At 46.5% G+C, this 16,914-nt stretch carries 15 protein-coding genes; 9 read left to right on the forward strand and 6 right to left on the reverse strand.

Annotated features, from left to right (window positions below; translation table 11 throughout):
* Window positions 1-138 precede the first annotated feature (138 nt).
* Entirely contained in the window at window positions 139-678 is a 540-nt protein-coding gene (locus AB4371_RS09805) for a PadR family transcriptional regulator (RefSeq protein ID WP_017061141.1), read from the forward strand.
* Between the two features lie 124 nt (window positions 679-802).
* Here AB4371_RS09805 and metF read toward each other — a convergent pair whose 3' ends face one another.
* The 3 genes from metF to AB4371_RS09820 all read right to left on the reverse strand — a co-directional run bounded on the left by metF (window position 803) and on the right by AB4371_RS09820 (window position 5,595).
* The gene (gene metF, locus AB4371_RS09810) at window positions 803-1,702 is read right to left on the reverse strand and encodes a methylenetetrahydrofolate reductase (protein ID WP_004729683.1); all 900 of its coding nucleotides are present in this window, start codon (window positions 1,700-1,702) and stop codon (window positions 803-805) included.
* 297 nt (window positions 1,703-1,999) lie between these two features.
* Window positions 2,000-4,411 carry a bifunctional aspartate kinase/homoserine dehydrogenase II gene (locus tag AB4371_RS09815; RefSeq protein ID WP_372149551.1) on the reverse strand — a complete coding sequence of 804 codons (2,412 nt, stop codon included), beginning with the start codon at window positions 4,409-4,411 and terminating at the stop codon, window positions 2,000-2,002.
* Window positions 4,412-4,413: 2 nt separating this feature from the next.
* Window positions 4,414-5,595 carry an O-succinylhomoserine (thiol)-lyase gene (locus AB4371_RS09820; protein ID WP_372129672.1) on the reverse strand — a complete coding sequence of 394 codons (1,182 nt, stop codon included), beginning with the start codon at window positions 5,593-5,595 and terminating at the stop codon, window positions 4,414-4,416.
* 208 nt (window positions 5,596-5,803) lie between these two features.
* Between AB4371_RS09820 and metJ the strand changes: the two genes are divergently transcribed.
* Window positions 5,804-6,124 (forward strand): met regulon transcriptional regulator MetJ, encoded by a 321-nt coding sequence (gene metJ, locus AB4371_RS09825; protein WP_004415993.1) that lies wholly within the window; start codon window positions 5,804-5,806, stop codon window positions 6,122-6,124.
* A gap of 166 nt (window positions 6,125-6,290) precedes the next feature.
* Here metJ and AB4371_RS09830 read toward each other — a convergent pair whose 3' ends face one another.
* Together AB4371_RS09830 and rpmE are read right to left on the reverse strand one after the other, a co-directional pair.
* On the reverse strand, window positions 6,291-7,580 hold the full coding sequence (locus AB4371_RS09830; protein ID WP_372149552.1) for a malic enzyme-like NAD(P)-binding protein: 1,290 nt from the start codon (window positions 7,578-7,580) through the stop codon (window positions 6,291-6,293).
* Between the two features lie 334 nt (window positions 7,581-7,914).
* The gene (rpmE, locus tag AB4371_RS09835; RefSeq protein WP_004737142.1) at window positions 7,915-8,133 is read right to left on the reverse strand and encodes a 50S ribosomal protein L31; all 219 of its coding nucleotides are present in this window, start codon (window positions 8,131-8,133) and stop codon (window positions 7,915-7,917) included.
* A 333-nt stretch (window positions 8,134-8,466) separates the two neighbouring features.
* Here rpmE and priA point away from each other — a divergent pair, with 333 nt between their 5' ends.
* From priA to ftsN, 3 genes are all read left to right on the forward strand, one after another.
* The gene (gene priA, locus AB4371_RS09840) at window positions 8,467-10,668 is read left to right on the forward strand and encodes a primosomal protein N' (protein ID WP_372107226.1); all 2,202 of its coding nucleotides are present in this window, start codon (window positions 8,467-8,469) and stop codon (window positions 10,666-10,668) included.
* A 240-nt stretch (window positions 10,669-10,908) separates the two neighbouring features.
* A complete protein-coding gene (gene cytR, locus AB4371_RS09845) occupies window positions 10,909-11,913 on the forward strand; it encodes a DNA-binding transcriptional regulator CytR (RefSeq protein WP_017061147.1) in 1,005 nt (334 codons plus the stop codon).
* Between the two features lie 122 nt (window positions 11,914-12,035).
* Window positions 12,036-12,575: a cell division protein FtsN gene (gene ftsN / locus AB4371_RS09850; protein WP_372149554.1), complete on the forward strand. Its 540-nt coding sequence runs from the start codon at window positions 12,036-12,038 to the stop codon at window positions 12,573-12,575.
* 108 nt (window positions 12,576-12,683) lie between these two features.
* Here ftsN and AB4371_RS09855 read toward each other — a convergent pair whose 3' ends face one another.
* Window positions 12,684-12,944, reverse strand: coding sequence for a hypothetical protein (locus tag AB4371_RS09855; protein ID WP_017061149.1), 261 nt, complete (start codon window positions 12,942-12,944; stop codon window positions 12,684-12,686).
* A 298-nt stretch (window positions 12,945-13,242) separates the two neighbouring features.
* Here AB4371_RS09855 and hslV point away from each other — a divergent pair, with 298 nt between their 5' ends.
* From hslV to rraA, 4 genes are all read left to right on the forward strand, one after another.
* Entirely contained in the window at window positions 13,243-13,791 is a 549-nt protein-coding gene (gene hslV / locus AB4371_RS09860) for an ATP-dependent protease subunit HslV (RefSeq protein WP_004729692.1), read from the forward strand.
* A gap of 58 nt (window positions 13,792-13,849) precedes the next feature.
* Window positions 13,850-15,190, forward strand: coding sequence for an HslU--HslV peptidase ATPase subunit (gene hslU, locus AB4371_RS09865; protein WP_017061150.1), 1,341 nt, complete (start codon window positions 13,850-13,852; stop codon window positions 15,188-15,190).
* A gap of 155 nt (window positions 15,191-15,345) precedes the next feature.
* Window positions 15,346-16,263, forward strand: coding sequence for a 1,4-dihydroxy-2-naphthoate polyprenyltransferase (locus tag AB4371_RS09870; RefSeq protein WP_372149556.1), 918 nt, complete (start codon window positions 15,346-15,348; stop codon window positions 16,261-16,263).
* 73 nt (window positions 16,264-16,336) lie between these two features.
* Window positions 16,337-16,855, forward strand: a complete 519-nt coding sequence (gene rraA / locus AB4371_RS09875) for a ribonuclease E activity regulator RraA (protein ID WP_017061152.1) — start codon at window positions 16,337-16,339, stop codon at window positions 16,853-16,855.
* Window positions 16,856-16,914 lie beyond the last annotated feature (59 nt).

The raw sequence follows: 16,914 nt of genomic DNA on the forward strand, positions 1-16,914 counted from the left end.
TAGGTGATAAACGGCTTTGTAAGGTGACATAACCAACCGATGAGTTGGTGCTACTTAGACATAACCAATATAACGTGCCATTAGAAGCACACTTGTTGTTTAAGTATTTGTTTACTGTTTACCATTTGGATTTCAGACATGTCATTACCACACGTAATTCTAACCGTTTTAAGTACACGCGATGCTACTGGTTACGATATCACAAAAGAATTCTCCGCAAGCATTGGTTACTTCTGGAAAGCTAGCCATCAACAAGTTTACCGCGAGCTAAATAAAATGGCTCAGAACGACCAGGTAACTTGCGTGCTTGAGCCTCAAGAAGGCAAACCTGATCGTAAAGTTTACTCTATCACTGATGCTGGCCGTGGCGCGCTAGGTGAATGGTTTGAACAACCAACTGCACACCCAACCGTTCGTGACGAGTTCTCAGCTAAGCTAATGGCTTGTGCTGTACAACCTTCTGACGCTTACCGTGTACAACTTGCTGAGCTAGTAGAAGAGTCTCGCAAACTGGTTTCTCACTACCGTGAAATCGAAGCAGCTTACTACGCAACGCCATCGACACTAGACAAGCAAGCACGCCTTGAGCGTCTAACACTTCGTCGTAACCTACTTATCCGTGAAGCATGGATTGTATGGGCTGAAGAAGTACTGCTTGAACTTGGCGCTCTAGCTTAAGTTAAGCTAGAAAAGCAAAAGGCTTGAACTCTATGAGTCCAAGCCTTTTTTGTATCTATAGGATTTGAAATGTTACTGCCAGAGGCTTTTTACAAGTGCTTAGGCTTTACTTCTTAGACTTTTCTTACAGCGCAGCGACTTGCGGACGAACACCTAGCGTATGGCAAAGTGCATAAGTCATTTCTGCACGGTTTAGCGTGTAGAAGTGGAAATCTTTCACACCTTCACGGCTCAGTGTACGAACCATATCAATTGCTTGGCTAGCACCAACAAGCTGACGAGTCGTTGGATCATCATCCAAACCTTCAAACTGCTTCGCCATCCAGCCCGGTACTTTTACGTTGTTCATCGCAGCAAAGCGAGATGCTTGCTTGAAGTTAGAAACCGGCAGAATGCCCGGTACAATCTCAACATCAACGCCAGCCGCTACACAGCGGTCACGAAAGCGTAGGTAGCTCTCTACATCAAAGAAGAACTGAGTGATGGCACGGTTGGCACCCGCATCCACTTTACGCTTTAGGTTAATAAGATCAGATTGAGCGCTTTTTGCTTCAGGGTGAACCTCAGGGAATGCCGCTACTGAGATATCAAAATCGTGGCGAGATTTAAGTAGCTCGACTAGGTCAGATGCGTACATCTCTGGCGCGCCGCCGCCTGCTGGAATATCACCACGTAGCGCAACAATACTCTCGATACCATTTGCCCAGTAATCGTCGGCAATTTGAATCAGCTCTTCACGGCTTGCATCAATACACGTTAGGTGCGGTGCAGCCACTAGGCCGGTTTGGTTTTTAATTTCTTTAATGATTGAGTGGGTACGGTCACGTTCACCCGAGTTTGCACCGTAAGTTACCGATACAAATTTTGGTTGAAGTGTTTTAAGGCGGTGAACAGAGTTCCACAGGGTCTCTTCCATCTTCTCACTGCTCGGTGGAAAAAACTCAAATGACACATTGATGTTGTCAGAAAGCTCAGCGATATTCTGATTTAAAGCGTCGATATGACTAGCGTGTGTGTATCCCATCTTACTCTCCCTGTGGCAAAAGCAACCACTAAAAACTCAAATCCTTAAACGACGTTTAGACGTCTATATGTCTGTAGAATGTATTGAATACGATTTAATGTCAACAGATCCATTATGAATTTTTCTCAAGTAGATCGTGAGTAAAACTCAAGTCGTTAGATGGGTCGCAAAGCAGAAATAATGTAGAAAAAAGGCTGAAAAACACATCGTGCTTTCAGCCTTATTTATCTTAGTGAATAGTATGCCATTTACGTACTAAAACAATTGATCTGAGTTTCAAACCAACCGATATGAGTATCAGAACAGACTAGACATTCTGTTTAGATCAGATTGAATTGCACCTGCCGTTACTTCACGACCGGCACCTGGGCCACGAATAACCAACGGATTATCTTTGTACCATTTGCTCTCAATCGCAAAGATGTTATCGCAAGGCAGCAAGTTCGCTAGAGCGTGTTCTTTAGATAGGGCTTCAACACCTACGGTTGCCTTACCGTTCTTCTCCAAACGCGCTACGTAACGCAGAACTTTCTGTTGAGAGTGCGCTTTCTCTAAACGCTCAGCCAGCTCTTCGCTCAGTACAGAAGCTTTGTCGAAGAAGTCATCCACAGATAGATCTTGCAGCTCTGCAGGTACGAGCGATTCCACTTTTACGTTTTCAGGTTCGATATCCAAACCAGATTCACGCGCCAGAATCACCAGCTTACGCATCACGTCTGAGCCATCTAGGTCAGCACGAGGGTCAGGTTCCGTAAGGCCTTGTTGCCATGCTAAGTCAACCAACTCGCTGAACGGCACGGTGCCATCAAACTGTTGGAACAACCAAGACAACGTGCCCGAGAAAATGCCAGACAACGCAATGATGTCATCGCCACTTTCACGTAGGTCACGTACCGTGTGGTTAATCGGCAATCCAGCACCCACTGTCGCGTTGTACAACCAATGACGGCTGATCTTAGCGAAAGCATCTTGTACTTGATGGTAATACTCGCTCGATGCAGAACCTGCCACCTTGTTCGCCGAGATTAGGTGAATACCTTGTTGTGCGATTTGCAGATACTTTGCTGCAAGCACTGGGCTCGCAGTCACATCCAGAACCACTGCTTCGTCATAACCTTGAATAGAGCCCAAACGCTCTAACCAGCCGTTACCATTGTTAGCAATAGCTTCGTCGTCAAAGCGCTTACCTACCGAAGTCGCATCAATGCCTTGATCGTCGAACCAATAGGTTTGGCTATCAACCACGGCAACCAATTCAAAGTTCATTCCACGGCGCTTTTCAAGTTCCGCTTTTTGCTCAGCAAACAGGCTTAACCAGCTTGAACCAATATTGCCCTTACCACACAAGGCAATCGCAACACGCTTCTGCGCTTGGAACAGTTGAGAATGAATGCCTTTCACTAGACTTGATGTTTCACTCTTACGAATCACAGCCACCAAGCTTAAGCCTGAGTTCGCTTCTGAGATGAACTCAACCGGCGAGCTCTTAAGCTGCTGGTAGAAACCGTAGCAATGATTAGGGTTCTTAGTCACACCCGCACCCACTGCAGCAATCAGAGAGAAACCTTCTTTTAGCTTAATCTCAGCTTCAATCGCATGGTCTTGGAGATATTCTAATGCACCACCAGCGATCTCTTCTGTGTAGGCAAGACGCAAACAGTGTTGATCCGGTTCAAGCTCATAAGCAAGCGGCTCAAGTTGAGCACGCTTAAGCCCTTCAAGCACTTCACTCTCTAGACGGTCGAAATCATGGCCGTGACCAAAGGTCAGTTGCACGATAAGCACTTCATCCAAAGAGGTAATGATTTTTGCGCCACGACCCGATGCCAGTACACGCTCGATCTGTGTAGAGCCCGCCTCCGGCTGATAGCTGCAGCGTAAGCTGAGATCCATAGCACTTTGAGCCACAGGCTGTAGCGTTCGGCTGTGAAGCACTGGAGCGGCAAGACGAGCCAATTCGCTGGCTTCATCAAGGCGAAGTAGAGGCAATAGACACGCATCTGAAACCAGACGAGGGTCAGCGCTGTAAACGCCTGCCACATCACTCCAAATCGTCACGCGTTCAACTTCAGCCAAAGCACCAATCACGGTTGCTGAGTAATCCGAACCGTTACGGCCAAGCAATACCGTTTCACCCTCGCAGTTCTGAGCCATAAAGCCCGTAATCACCACGCGGCAATGTGCATGCTGCGCCAAGGCTTCTTTGATCAGAGGGTAAGAACGTGCGCGGTCGACTTCAGGCTGAGCGCCCACTTCTGCACGTAAAAAAGCACGCGCATCTTGAGCAACGGCTTGTAAATCATGCTGGCACAACAAAGCCGCGAGTAGACGTGAAGACCAAACCTCACCGTGTCCAAGCACTTTTGCTTTTTGTGCTTCGCTCAAGGGAGCCGTTAGCTCACCCAAAGCGGTAAATTCTTGTTGAATGGTTGAAGTAAGTTGTGCGGCTGATTCACCCTCAAGCAGTGCTTCAATCAGATCGAGTTGGAACTGACGAAGTGCTTGTAGGCATTCATGGGCAATACGACCATCTTTGTCGAGCGCTTCAACAAACTCAATTAAGCGGTTGGTTGTTTTGCCTGCTGCCGATACCACCACCAAATCAGATGCTGATGAGTATTCTCTAAGAATGTTGACCACGCGTTGGTAACATTCAGGATTCGCTAAACTGCTGCCACCAAATTTATGTAGCTGGCGAAAGGTTGCCATTATTAAGCCTCCCCTTCAGCAATAAAGCGTTGTGTTTTTTCAAACGCTTGCTTGAGATCGTCGATTAGGTCTTCCGCATCTTCAAGGCCAACAGAAAGGCGCAGTAGTTGTTGAGAAACACCCGCTTCTGCCAATGCTTCTTCGCCCATCGCACGGTGAGTCATCGACGCAGGGTGACAAATCAGGCTTTCAACCCCACCCAGTGATTCAGCCAAAGAAAATAGCTCTAACTTATCTACAAAATATTTAAGTGCTTCAAAAGAGCCAGCAAACTCAAAGCTCAACATGGAACCAAAGCCCAACTGTTGTTTCTTCGCGATCTCGTGACCCGGGTGTTCAGGAAGGCTTGGGTGGTAAATAGTGCCCACCAGATCTTGTTGTTGCAGAGCCGTCAGAATTTCACGTGAACTCTCTTCGTGAACACGCATACGCGCACCTAGCGTACGAATACCACGTAGAGTCATGTAACTATCAAATGGTGTGCCGGTCGCACCAATACAGTTGCCCCACCATGCAAGCTCTTCAGCGTGCTCTTCAGTTTTCGTCACGACAACGCCACCAATAACATCTGAGTGTCCATTGATGTACTTAGTGGTTGAGTGGATAACAAAATCAGCACCCAGCTCTAAAGGCTTTTGGAACACAGGTGTCAAAAACGTGTTGTCGACAGCAACCAGAGCACCAACCTCTTTCGCTTTACGGCAAGTTTCTGCAATATCAACCACGCGAACCAGTGGATTCGATGGGGTTTCAATTAAGATCAACTTTGGCTTAAGCGCGAGCGCCGCATCCAGCGCTGCTTGATCCGATTGATCAACGAACAGAACTTTGAAGTCACCTTTTAGCGAGCGAGTGTTAAACAGACGGTAAGTACCGCCGTAGCAATCGTGCGGTGCAATAATAAGATCATCGCCGCCTAAGAAAGCCGAAACCCATAAGTTAAGCGCCGAAGTACCACAGTTAGTCACAACCGCGCCTTTGCCTGATTCAAGCTCAAACAGTGCCGTCTCTAATAAACCGCGGTTTGGGTTACCAGAACGGGTGTAATCGTACTTTGGCACTTCACCAAAAGCGGGAAACCCATAGTTAGTCGAAAGATAAATGGGTGGGACAACGGCATGGTGTTGCGTGTCTGACTCGATACCAGTACGTACTGCGATTGTTGCTGGCTTCCGGCTGCTCATAGGTGCTTCCTTACAAGTTTTGCGTCTGAGAATCACAGCGGCTTGTCGGCATTTTGCGGCTGTGTTAGATATATGTTATTCACTTTACTTTCATAAACGTGAGACGTCAACACTTCTAGACGTCTATATGTCTTTGCTTATGGCAGTAAATCCCGCTAAAATCACCACTATTAATTTATTCTAACAACTAAAGTGATGAAGGTACGCAATGGCCGACTGGAATGGTGAATACATAAGCCCATATGCTGAGCATGGAAAGAAAAGCGAACAAGTAAAGAAAATTACAGTTTCTATCCCTCTAAAAGTGTTAAAGGTTCTTACTGACGAGCGTACTCGCCGCCAGATTAATAACCTACGCCATGCAACAAACAGTGAGCTACTGTGCGAAGCCTTTCTACATGCGTACACAGGCCAACCACTACCAACGGATGAAGACCTTCGTAAAGACCGCCCAGACGATATTCCTGCTGAAGTGAAAAAGCTGATGACAGAGATGGGTATCGAGTTCGAAGCGTTTGACGAAGAATAAAAACAACTCAGTCACTGCCTTCATTATTGATTCGCTCTAGCTGAACCTTATTTATCACATCGCGCATAGCTTTTTATGATTGCGCTGTGAATGATAGACATAAAAAAACCGACTCCAGATGAGTCGGTTTTTTATTATTCTTTTTGGCTCAATAGAGCAACAGCTATTAAGCCATATAGTTAGCAGGCATCTCGATACGAGCTACGCCAGATTCAACAGCCGCTTCCGCAACTGCTCGTGCTACGCGAGGAAGTAGACGTGGGTCCATTGGCTTAGGAATGATGTAACCCTTACCGAACTCCAGTGCAGTCTCGCCCGCAGCTGCTAGTACTTCAGCTGGAACTTCTTCTTTCGCCAGTTCACGAATCGCTTTAACCGCCGCTAGCTTCATTTCGTCATTAATTTCGCTCGCACGCACGTCTAGTGCACCACGGAAAATGAATGGGAAACAAAGTACGTTGTTTACTTGGTTAGGGTAATCACTGCGGCCTGTACCCATGATTAGGTCAGAACGAACTTCGTGTGCAAGCTCAGGCTTGATCTCTGGATCTGGGTTTGAACATGCAAACACAACAGGCTTATCAGCCATCAGCGTTAGTGCTTCAGCAGGCAGTAGATTCGGCCCCGATACACCCAAGAACAGGTCAGCGCCTTCGATAACATCTTCAAGCGTACGCTTATCAGTGTTATTTGCGAACAGCTCTTTGTATTCGTTTAGGTCATCACGACGAGTATGGATCACGCCTTTACGGTCAAGCATGTAGATTTTTTCACGCTGAGCGCCACACTTAATCAGTAGCTCCATACAAGCAACCGCTGCTGCGCCAGCACCTAAACAAACGATCTTACACTCTTTAAGTTTCTTACCTTGAAGCTCGATCGCATTCAGCATACCCGCTGCCGTTACAATCGCTGTACCATGTTGGTCATCGTGGAATACCGGAACATCACAACGTTCAATCAGGCGGCGTTCAATCTCAAAACAGTCTGGTGCTTTGATGTCTTCCAGGTTAATACCGCCGAATGTATCTGCGATATTCGCAACCGTATCAACGAACTCATCGATTGTGCGGTGTTTCACTTCAATATCGATAGAATCTAAACCAGCAAAACGCTTAAACAAGAGCGCTTTACCTTCCATAACTGGTTTAGAGGCAATAGGGCCAAGGTTACCTAGGCCAAGAATCGCTGTACCGTTAGAGATAACAGCAACCATGTTGCCTTTACCTGTGTACTTATAAACGTTATCAACGTTCTGTGCGATCTCGCGAACAGGCTCAGCCACGCCAGGGCTGTATGCAAGTGCTAGGTCTTCTGCAGAGTTTGCAGGCTTCGTCAGTTCTACGGCAATTTTGCCTGGAATCGGGAACTCATGATAATCAAGAGCTTGCTGACGGAATTGTTCTTGAGGCGATAATTCTTGAGAGGATTGAGCTTGGCTGCTGTCTTCAGACATAGGTGTAGGTTCCTAGGATATTATTATTTGGGGGATCTGGTTCATGTTAATGGATGTACTTCAAAGTTCCTAGGTGGTTGAAGCCTCTGTCTCATTAAAAAACGAGATTTCACTACTAATAAGACCAGTGAGCAGTTGAAATTACTATCGCTTGTTGAAGTTTCGTGCTGAATTTTGGTGAAGAGAGATACGCAAGGAATTGCCCTGAAATAGAATAGAGAGGCAACTTATCGTTGGGTGAGAGTGATGCTTGAATAGAAGTCAGTGCTTTCTCAAATTACAGGCAACAAAAAAGGACACCGAAGTGTCCTTTTTCATGTCTAAATAGCGAGAATTACTTCTTGCTAGAAAGAGCACCGAAACGCTTGTTGAAGCGATCAACACGGCCGCCAGTATCTACGATACGTTGCTTACCAGTGTAGAACGGGTGACATTTGTCACATACGTCTAGGTGGATTGATTCTTTTGCTAGCGTTGAGTTGAACTCAAATGTGTTGCCGCAAGAACAAGTTGCAGTAACTGCTTTGTATTCTGGGTGGATTCCAGCTTTCATGGGATAACCTCAAGTAGGCCGTGTCGCTATACGATTCTAAGCCGCACACCACACGTAGTTTAAAAAAAGAAATAAAGACACCGCATCGACACAAAAGAGTGATGAAGCCATACCTTTAAGGCGCAGTATAGTAATGAATCTATAAAGCAGGATCAACTGATTTGATACATTTTTCGCCAATATCGGCGTTATTTCCTTTGCTGGCTGTGATTCTTGGCTTGGCCCCAACCTCACCCGCTTCTCTGCCACATCACATTCAAACTGCTTCTCGAATTTAACCGCCTTATCCTTTAGACTGTTCGCTCTCGTCAATTCAGATAAAGCCGTCCCTTTATGCGTCCAATGATTGCCCGTGTGGCGCTGCCTGTTCCACTCGACAAGCAGTTCGATTACAAGATTCCAAACCACCTATTCCCGATTATTGGTGGTCGCGTCTCTGTGCCTTTTGGACGACAAACCTTAACTGGGATTGTCACGGCTCTGGTTAACGAATCAGAATTCGAGCTAGATAAGCTCAAGCCAATAAAAGCGCTATTGGATAACCAACCTGTTTGGCCGGAATCTGTCTATTCACTATTAATGTGGTGCAGTCAGTTTTATCAGTACCCTCTTGGCGAAACCTTTGCTAACGCCCTTCCGAGCGCTCTAAGAAAAGGCAAAGCCGCCGACTTCGCGACGCTGGTTGAGTGGCAGTTAACGCCATCAGGCAAAGACCAACTGATGCAAGGTTTTGGTCGCGCGGTCAAGCAAGCCAAAGTGATGCACATGCTTGAACACGGCCCGGTTCCTCATCAAGAGTTCATTGATGAAGAAGTTGGCAGCGCCGTACTCAAAACGCTAGAAGAGAAAGGCTGGATTGAATCGGTAGAGAAAAAGCCAACGCGTCAGCCGTGGCCAGTTGATCTTGAAAACGACCAAGACAAGCCTAAGCTCAATGCCGAACAAGCCATCGCGATTGCGACCGTAAATAGCCAAACCGACTTTGGTTGCTTCCTGTTAGAGGGCGTTACTGGCTCAGGTAAGACCGAGGTTTACCTTAATATGATTAAGCCGATTCTCGACCAAGGTAAACAAGCGTTAGTGCTCGTGCCCGAGATTGGCCTCACTCCTCAAACGATTAACCGCTTTAAGCGACGCTTTAATGTGCCTGTTGAGGTTATCCACTCAGGTTTAAACGATTCAGAACGCCTGAATGCGTGGTTATCGGCGCGCGATAAAATAGCAGGCATCGTGATTGGTACCCGTTCAGCTCTGTTCACGCCATTTGCTGACCTAGGTATTATCATTGTCGATGAAGAACACGACGCGTCTTATAAACAGCAAGATAGCCTGCGCTACCACGCTCGTGATGTGGCGATCATGCGTGCGCACAAAGCGCAGATCCCGGTTGTGTTAGGCTCTGCAACTCCAGCATTTGAAACACTGCACAACGCTCAAATAGGTAAATACAGTTATCTCACCCTGACTTCACGTGCGGGTGTCGCACTGCCGACCACCAATAAGGTGTTGGATGTTAAAGGTGAATATCTAGAAAGTGGCCTGTCTGCGTCGTTAATTGCAGAGATGCAAAGACACCTCAAAGCTGGCAACCAAGTGATGCTGTTCCTCAATCGTCGAGGGTTTTCTCCGGCATTAATGTGTCACGATTGTGGTTGGACAGCCGAGTGTAAACGTTGCGATGCTTACTACACCTATCACCAATACAGCAATGAGATGCGCTGCCACCACTGTGGTTCTCAGCAGCATATCGTGCACAATTGCCAAGGCTGTGGATCTGCAAACTTAGTGACAGTGGGTGTCGGGACCGAGCAGTTAGAAGCTCAGCTTGGTCAGCTATTCCCGGAATACAAAACCATTCGTATTGACCGCGACAGCACCCGCCGTAAAGGCAGTTTAGAAAGCGCACTGGAGTCGATTCGTAAGGGTGAATTCCAAATTCTTATCGGCACGCAGATGCTTGCTAAGGGTCACCATTTCCCTGACGTGACACTTGTGGCGTTATTGGATGTGGATGGCTCTTTATATAGCAGTGACTTCCGAGCGTCTGAACGTCTTGCCCAGCTATTCATCCAAGTAGCGGGACGCGCAGGACGAGCAAGCAAACCCGGTGAAGTGATCTTACAGACTCACCACCCAGAACATGGGTTGTTGCAAGCCTTGCTACACAAAGACTATAACCACTTTGCTCAGACGGCACTGGCAGAGCGTAAGCAAGCAATGTTACCGCCCTATACCTTTATGACGCTGTTTAGAGCAGAAGCCAATGACACTCGCTTGGTGGAAGAGTTCTTGCGTCAGGTTCGTCACACATTGGAATCGCACCCTCTGTTTGACCAATATTGCATGGTGTTAGGGCCAACCCCGGCTCCGCTGGCTAAGCGAGCGGGCAAATCGCGCTGGCAGTTAATCTTACAAACTCAGACGCGCTCGTTAATGCAGAAGCTATTGATGAGTGCCAAGCCGGCCATCAATATGTTACCTGCTGCGAAAAAAGTTCGCTGGTCACTCGATATTGAGCCGCAAGACTTGAGTTAAACCCACTTGGGTTAAAACTAATGATAAGTTTGTTCACAAATATTTCATATTTCTCGTGAGCAACTTCACACTAGTTATGTGATTTTTGTTAATCTAGCCGTAACTTTACACGGATTAAACGAATAAAATATTGCAATAAAAAAAGTGTTAGCAACACTTTCATAATATCTATTCGATTACATTTATTATTCACGCCTTAGATGCTTAGGCGACAAAGGAACTTAAAAGAGGGTTTAATTTATGGCGACAATGAAGGATGTTGCCCAGCTAGCAGGCGTCTCAACAGCCACGGTATCACGTGCATTGATGAACCCTGAGAAAGTCTCAGTTTCAACTCGCAAACGAGTGGAAACAGCAGTACTTGAAGCTGGATACTCACCCAATACATTAGCTAGAAACTTACGTCGCAACGAATCAAAAACCATCATCACTATTGTTCCTGATATCTGTGACCCTTATTTCGCTGAGATCATTCGTGGTATCGAAGATGCCGCAGTAGAAAATGATTACCTTGTTCTACTGGGTGATAGCGGCCAGCAAAAGAAGCGCGAGTCTTCGTTTGTTAACTTAGTGTTCACCAAGCAAGCCGACGGCATGTTGCTGCTTGGCACTGACCATCCGTTTGATGTCAGCAAGCCTGAACAAAAGAATTTACCGCCGATGGTAATGGCATGTGAGTTTGCCCCTGAGCTTGAACTGCCTACGGTACACATCGATAACCTGACCTCTGCTTTTGAAGCGGTTAACTACCTCGCTCAGTTAGGTCATAAACGTATTGCTCAAATCTCAGGCCCAGTATCGGCAACGCTGTGTAAGTTCCGCCAACAAGGCTACCAACAAGCACTGCGCCGCGCTGGAGTCTCTATGAATCCAGCCTACAGCACGGTTGGTGACTTCACCTTTGAAGCGGGCGCTCAAGCGGTTCGTCAATTGCTGGCTCTGCCTGAACAGCCAACCGCTATTTTCTGTCACAACGATGCGATGGCGATTGGTGCGATTCAAGAAACGAAGAAGCTGGGCTTGCGCGTTCCTCAAGACCTATCGATTGTCGGCTTCGATGACATCCAATTCGCTCAATACTGCGATCCACCGCTAACCACTATTTCTCAGCCTCGTTATGAGATTGGACGCCAAGCGATGTTGATGATGCTTGATCTATTAAAAGGCAACGATGTGCAAGCAGGTTCGCGTCTGCTTGAAGCTAAATTAGTGGTTCGAGGCAGTACAGCGCCACCTCGAATATAACCCTTAGAAATACCCTTATAAATCTGCGGCACATTTTGATGTGCCGCTTCCATTTCTGCACTATTATCCTCGCGCAATCTGGATTACCATGAGGGCAGAATCAGCAACTATTGAATTGTCTTGTGGCTAATAGAGATTATGTAAAGCGCGGTCGTGGCACGAAAAAACCGACCAAAAAACAAGCCCCTCGCCGTAAACCTTGGCGCAGTGGTCTTTTGGCGATCCTCCTTGCCGGTGGTTTTGGTTACGGACTTTACCTATTGAGTAATGATCCTGAGCCGCCTGCACCAACGCCTGTGGCAACCAAACCAAAACCTAAGCCAAAACCAGCGAAAGTGATTCCGCCGCCTCCTGAAGAGAAGTGGGACTACGTTGAAACGCTGCCAAGCCGCGAGATTGAAGTTAAAGCCAAAGAGCAACAGATCTCTAAGATCCCTTACGTGATGCAGTGTGGCGCTTACAAAACGTCAGCACAGGCAGAAACGCGCAAGTTAGATATTGCGTTCCAAGGTATCTCGAGTGAAATCCGTAAAAAAGACGGCAGTAGCTGGTACCGTGTGGTTTTAGGGCCATACAAGTTGAAGCGTGACGCCGAGCGCGATCGCCATAAGCTGCAACGAGCGAAAATTGAACCTTGCGCTATTTGGAAAGACGGGTCTTAATCAACTCAATATATAATAGGGGGAAGAGGATTCCCCCTATTGCTGTTTGAAAGCGTTCAATAGTTCATCGCACAAGCAATACCAGTATGTTAATCAAAAGAGTGCGTTTTAACGAAACTGAGGTACTTGTTCGTAGTACTCAAGCCCAAAGTCAGTCAGGTAGACCTGCTCCTTATTTATCTCGATGTAACCAAAAAAATCCAAGTGCGCTAAAACGTTAGGAAATGGACGTTTAAGAAAAACGTTGACCGAGTTTTTTAGATGTTCTGTTGAACACTCGCCCGCCTCCTGATACATCAGATGATGCAGTATAGACAGCTCATCCAGATCCATATCTCTATTAAAAAAACTGATATTGTCACTATTCATCACACTACTCCTTATGCAGTGAATACCACTGATTAGTGAACATCATTCCTTATAAATCAAACAAAAAGTGTTAACCATTTCACGTTAGAAATTTGTTTTATCTTTTTTTATATTTATCACAAACTATTAACCCACCAACCCTTGCCACACATAGGCTCAACAGGTAATGGATGTTTGAAACAACTGGTAACATTTAGTTTTTTTGATATGGCATACCATTAAATGTGGCACTTGAATTCATGATAGTGGAGCCACATATAAGTAGTAACCATAAATAATAATCAAAAGAGGTCGACTCGTGACTACCATTGTATCTGTACGTCGTAATAATAAAGTCGTCATCGCGGGTGATGGACAAGTATCTCTGGGCAATACAGTAATGAAGGGCAACGCCCGTAAAGTACGTCGCCTATACAACAACAAAGTACTGGCCGGTTTTGCTGGCGGTACGGCTGATGCTTTCACGCTATTCGAAAAATTTGAAAGCAAGCTGCAAATGCACCAAGGCCATCTCACCAAAGCGGCAGTTGAGCTAGCGAAGGATTGGCGTAGCGACCGTGCTCTACGTAAGTTAGAAGCACTGTTAGCAGTAGCGGATGAGACCGCTTCACTGATCATCACAGGTAACGGTGACGTAGTTCAACCTGAGAACGACCTGATTGCGATCGGTTCGGGCGGAAACTTCGCTCAAGCAGCCGCTACTGCACTATTAGAAAATACTGATTTAGATGCGCGTGAAATCGCAGAAAAGTCGCTGAACATTGCAGGCGACATCTGTGTCTTCACCAACCATCACCACACTATTGAAGAACTAGAAAGCACCGTTGAGCTGCCAAAGCCAGAGTAACGACCGCTTCCATCAATAACGTTGTATTCAACAGTGATTAAAGAATTAAGGAAAAACCATGTCTGAGATGACTCCTCGCGAAATTGTTCACGAACTCAATCGCCACATTATCGGCCAAGACAACGCTAAGCGCTCAGTGGCTATCGCTCTTCGTAACCGCTGGCGCCGTATGCAGCTTGAAGAAAGCCTACGTGTTGAAGTATCGCCAAAAAACATCCTGATGATTGGCCCAACGGGTGTAGGTAAAACTGAAATCGCTCGCCGCCTAGCGAAATTAGCAAACGCGCCTTTCATCAAGGTAGAAGCGACTAAGTTCACCGAAGTGGGTTACGTTGGTAAAGAAGTTGAAACCATCATCCGTGATCTAACGGACGTTGCGATCAAGATGACGCACCAACAAGCGATGGAAAAAGTACAATACCGCGCTGAAGAACAAGCTGAAGAACGCATTCTTGATGCCCTTCTACCACCAGCGCGTGATGCTTGGGGTCAGAACGAGCAATCAACTGAAGACACAACCTCTTCAAACACTCGTCAGATTTTCCGCAAGAAACTGCGTGAAGGTAAGCTAGATGACAAAGAGATTGAAGTTGATGTAGCCGCACCGCAAATGGGCGTTGAAATCATGTCACCTCCAGGCATGGAAGAGATGACAAACCAGCTGCAAGGCATGTTCCAAAACCTAGCGGGCGACACCAAGAAAAAGCGTAAGATGAAAATCAAAGACGCATTCAAAGCACTGACGGAAGAAGAAGCTGCGAAGCTTGTGAACCAAGAAGAGCTGAAAGAGAACGCGATCTTCAACGCTGAAAACAACGGCATCGTATTCATCGATGAGATCGACAAAATCTGTAAGCGTGGCGACAGTTCAGGCCCAGATGTATCTCGCGAAGGTGTTCAGCGTGACCTACTGCCTCTTATCGAAGGCAGCACAGTATCAACCAAGCACGGTATGGTTAAAACTGACCACATCTTGTTTATCACATCAGGCGCATTCCAAGTGGCTAAGCCATCTGACCTGATCCCTGAGCTACAAGGTCGTCTACCAATCCGCGTAGAACTTGAAGCACTATCAGCACATGACTTCAAACGCATCCTAACTGAGCCAAAAGCATCTCTAACAGAGCAATACATTGCCCTAATGAAAACAGAAGATGTCAACATTGAGTTCACTGAAGATGGCATCAACCAGATTGCGGACGCAGCATGGCGCGTAAACGAAACCACTGAGAACATCGGTGCGCGTCGTCTACACACAGTGATGGAGCGTCTAATGGATGAGATTTCATTCGAAGCAACAGACAAAGCTGGCAGCAAGCTAGTGATTGATGAAGCTTACGTAACATCGAAACTTGGCGAATTCGTTGAAGACGAAGACCTAAGCCGCTTCATCCTGTAGCACACCAAACTCTAACTTATTGCTCTATCTCAAAGAAATAGCAGCTAATAAGCGAATTCAAGGCCCACTTTCGAGTGGGCTTTTTATTACCCGAAAAATGGGCGTATACTCAAATCACAGTATGAAACGAAGACTTACAAAGAATTAGACCTACGATGAAACAATCTCTACTGATCTGGCTTGATGCCGCACGACCAAAAACTCTGCCTCTCGCACTTGTCTCTATTCTTACAGGAAGTAGTTTAGCGTTCGCCGGTCGTCAGTTTTCTTTATCGATAGCCCTACTGGCATTTTTAACCGCCACCCTATTACAGATTTTATCGAACCTAGCCAATGACTATGGCGACGCCGTAAAAGGCACAGACAACGAAAATCGTCTGGGGCCAACACGTGCCATGCAATCTGGCGCGGTAACAGCGAAAACCATGAAGCAAGCGATCATCCTCAACATCGTGTTTACTATGGTCGCTGGGCTGATTCTTATTTTTCATGCCTTAACCTCGATTGAAAGTATCTTATCTTTCATTGCGTTAGGCATATTAGCCATTGTTGCTGCCATCGCTTATACCGTCGGTAATAAGCCTTATGGCTATATTGGCCTTGGCGACTTATCGGTATTTATCTTCTTCGGTTTATTAGGTGTTTCAGGGACTTACTTCTTGCACACTGGCCATGTTGAACCAAGCCTATTCCTTCCGGCATTGGGCTGTGGCTTGATGGCGGTTGCGGTACTCAATATCAACAACATGCGTGATATCGAAAACGACAGCGAATGTGGTAAGCGCACCATGGCGGTTCGCCTAGGACAACGCAAAGCCAAACACTATCATTTTGCTCTGCTTGGCCTCGCCCTTGCGTCTTTCGCTATCTACCTGCTTATTCAAGAAAAACCGGTCTGGATCAGCCTGCCGTTTTTGCTGAGCATTATTATTGTTTACAAGCATGGCAAAGCCGTTTGGGAAACCGAAAAGCCAGCGCAAATTGCACCAATGATGCCCGTGATTGTGAAATGCTCACTGGTCACTAACCTATTGTTTGCAGGGGTTGTCGTAGCTCAAACTCTATTGAGTTAAATGAGACTAATCATTGCAAAGGGATCAAGCGCCGATATACTCAAAGTAAGCTCATTGTTCAAAAGGTATACTAATGGAATACAACACTTCAGCACTGTGCGACATATATTTGGATCAAGTTGATGTCGTGGAGCCAATGTTCAGCAACTTTGGTGGACGTGCATCCTTCGCAGGACAGATCACGACATTAAAGTGTTTTGAAGACAACGCTTTGATTCGCTCTGTACTAGAGCAAGACGGTCTGGGGCGTGTGTTGTTAATCGATGGGGGCGGCTCACTACGTAAAGCGCTGATCGATGCTGAGATAGCCCTACTTGCCGAAGACAATGAGTGGGAAGGGATTGTGGTTTACGGGTGCGTTCGTGAAGTCGATGAGCTTGAAGACATGAACCTAGGTATCCAAGCCTTGGCTTCTATCCCTGTTGGTGCGAGCCAAGAAGGTGTCGGTGAATTAGACGTTCCAGTGAACTTTGGCAGCGTGACCTTCTTACCTGAAGATTACCTCTACGCAGACAACACTGGCATCATTCTTTCTGCCGAACCTCTAGATGTAGAACTCGATTTGGATGTCGAGGAAGAAGACGTCGAGTAACTCTCACTCAGCTTCAAATAATAAAACAAATCATAAGAACACAAATCGAGTAGGAGGAG

Source organism: Vibrio sp. 10N.261.51.A3 (assembly GCF_041471965.1).
GTDB lineage: Bacteria > Pseudomonadota > Gammaproteobacteria > Enterobacterales > Vibrionaceae > Vibrio > Vibrio crassostreae_C.

Excerpts from the sequence above, each read along its gene's own strand:
- AB4371_RS09870 (WP_372149556.1), top strand. The coding sequence starts at position 15,346 with ATGAAACAATCTCTACTGATCTGGCTTGATGCCGCACGACCAAAAACT.
- priA (WP_372107226.1), top strand. The coding sequence starts at position 8,467 with ATGCGTCCAATGATTGCCCGTGTGGCGCTGCCTGTTCCACTCGACAAG.
- rraA (WP_017061152.1), top strand. The coding sequence starts at position 16,337 with ATGGAATACAACACTTCAGCACTGTGCGACATATATTTGGATCAAGTT.
- AB4371_RS09830 (WP_372149552.1), bottom strand. The coding sequence starts at position 7,580 with ATGTCTGAAGACAGCAGCCAAGCTCAATCCTCTCAAGAATTATCGCCT.
- AB4371_RS09855 (WP_017061149.1), bottom strand. The coding sequence starts at position 12,944 with ATGAATAGTGACAATATCAGTTTTTTTAATAGAGATATGGATCTGGAT.
- metF (WP_004729683.1), bottom strand. The coding sequence starts at position 1,702 with ATGGGATACACACACGCTAGTCATATCGACGCTTTAAATCAGAATATC.
- AB4371_RS09805 (WP_017061141.1), top strand. The coding sequence starts at position 139 with ATGTCATTACCACACGTAATTCTAACCGTTTTAAGTACACGCGATGCT.
- cytR (WP_017061147.1), top strand. The coding sequence starts at position 10,909 with ATGGCGACAATGAAGGATGTTGCCCAGCTAGCAGGCGTCTCAACAGCC.
- metJ (WP_004415993.1), top strand. The coding sequence starts at position 5,804 with ATGGCCGACTGGAATGGTGAATACATAAGCCCATATGCTGAGCATGGA.
- AB4371_RS09820 (WP_372129672.1), bottom strand. The coding sequence starts at position 5,595 with ATGAGCAGCCGGAAGCCAGCAACAATCGCAGTACGTACTGGTATCGAG.
- AB4371_RS09815 (WP_372149551.1), bottom strand. The coding sequence starts at position 4,411 with ATGGCAACCTTTCGCCAGCTACATAAATTTGGTGGCAGCAGTTTAGCG.
- rpmE (WP_004737142.1), bottom strand. The coding sequence starts at position 8,133 with ATGAAAGCTGGAATCCACCCAGAATACAAAGCAGTTACTGCAACTTGT.
- hslU (WP_017061150.1), top strand. The coding sequence starts at position 13,850 with ATGTCTGAGATGACTCCTCGCGAAATTGTTCACGAACTCAATCGCCAC.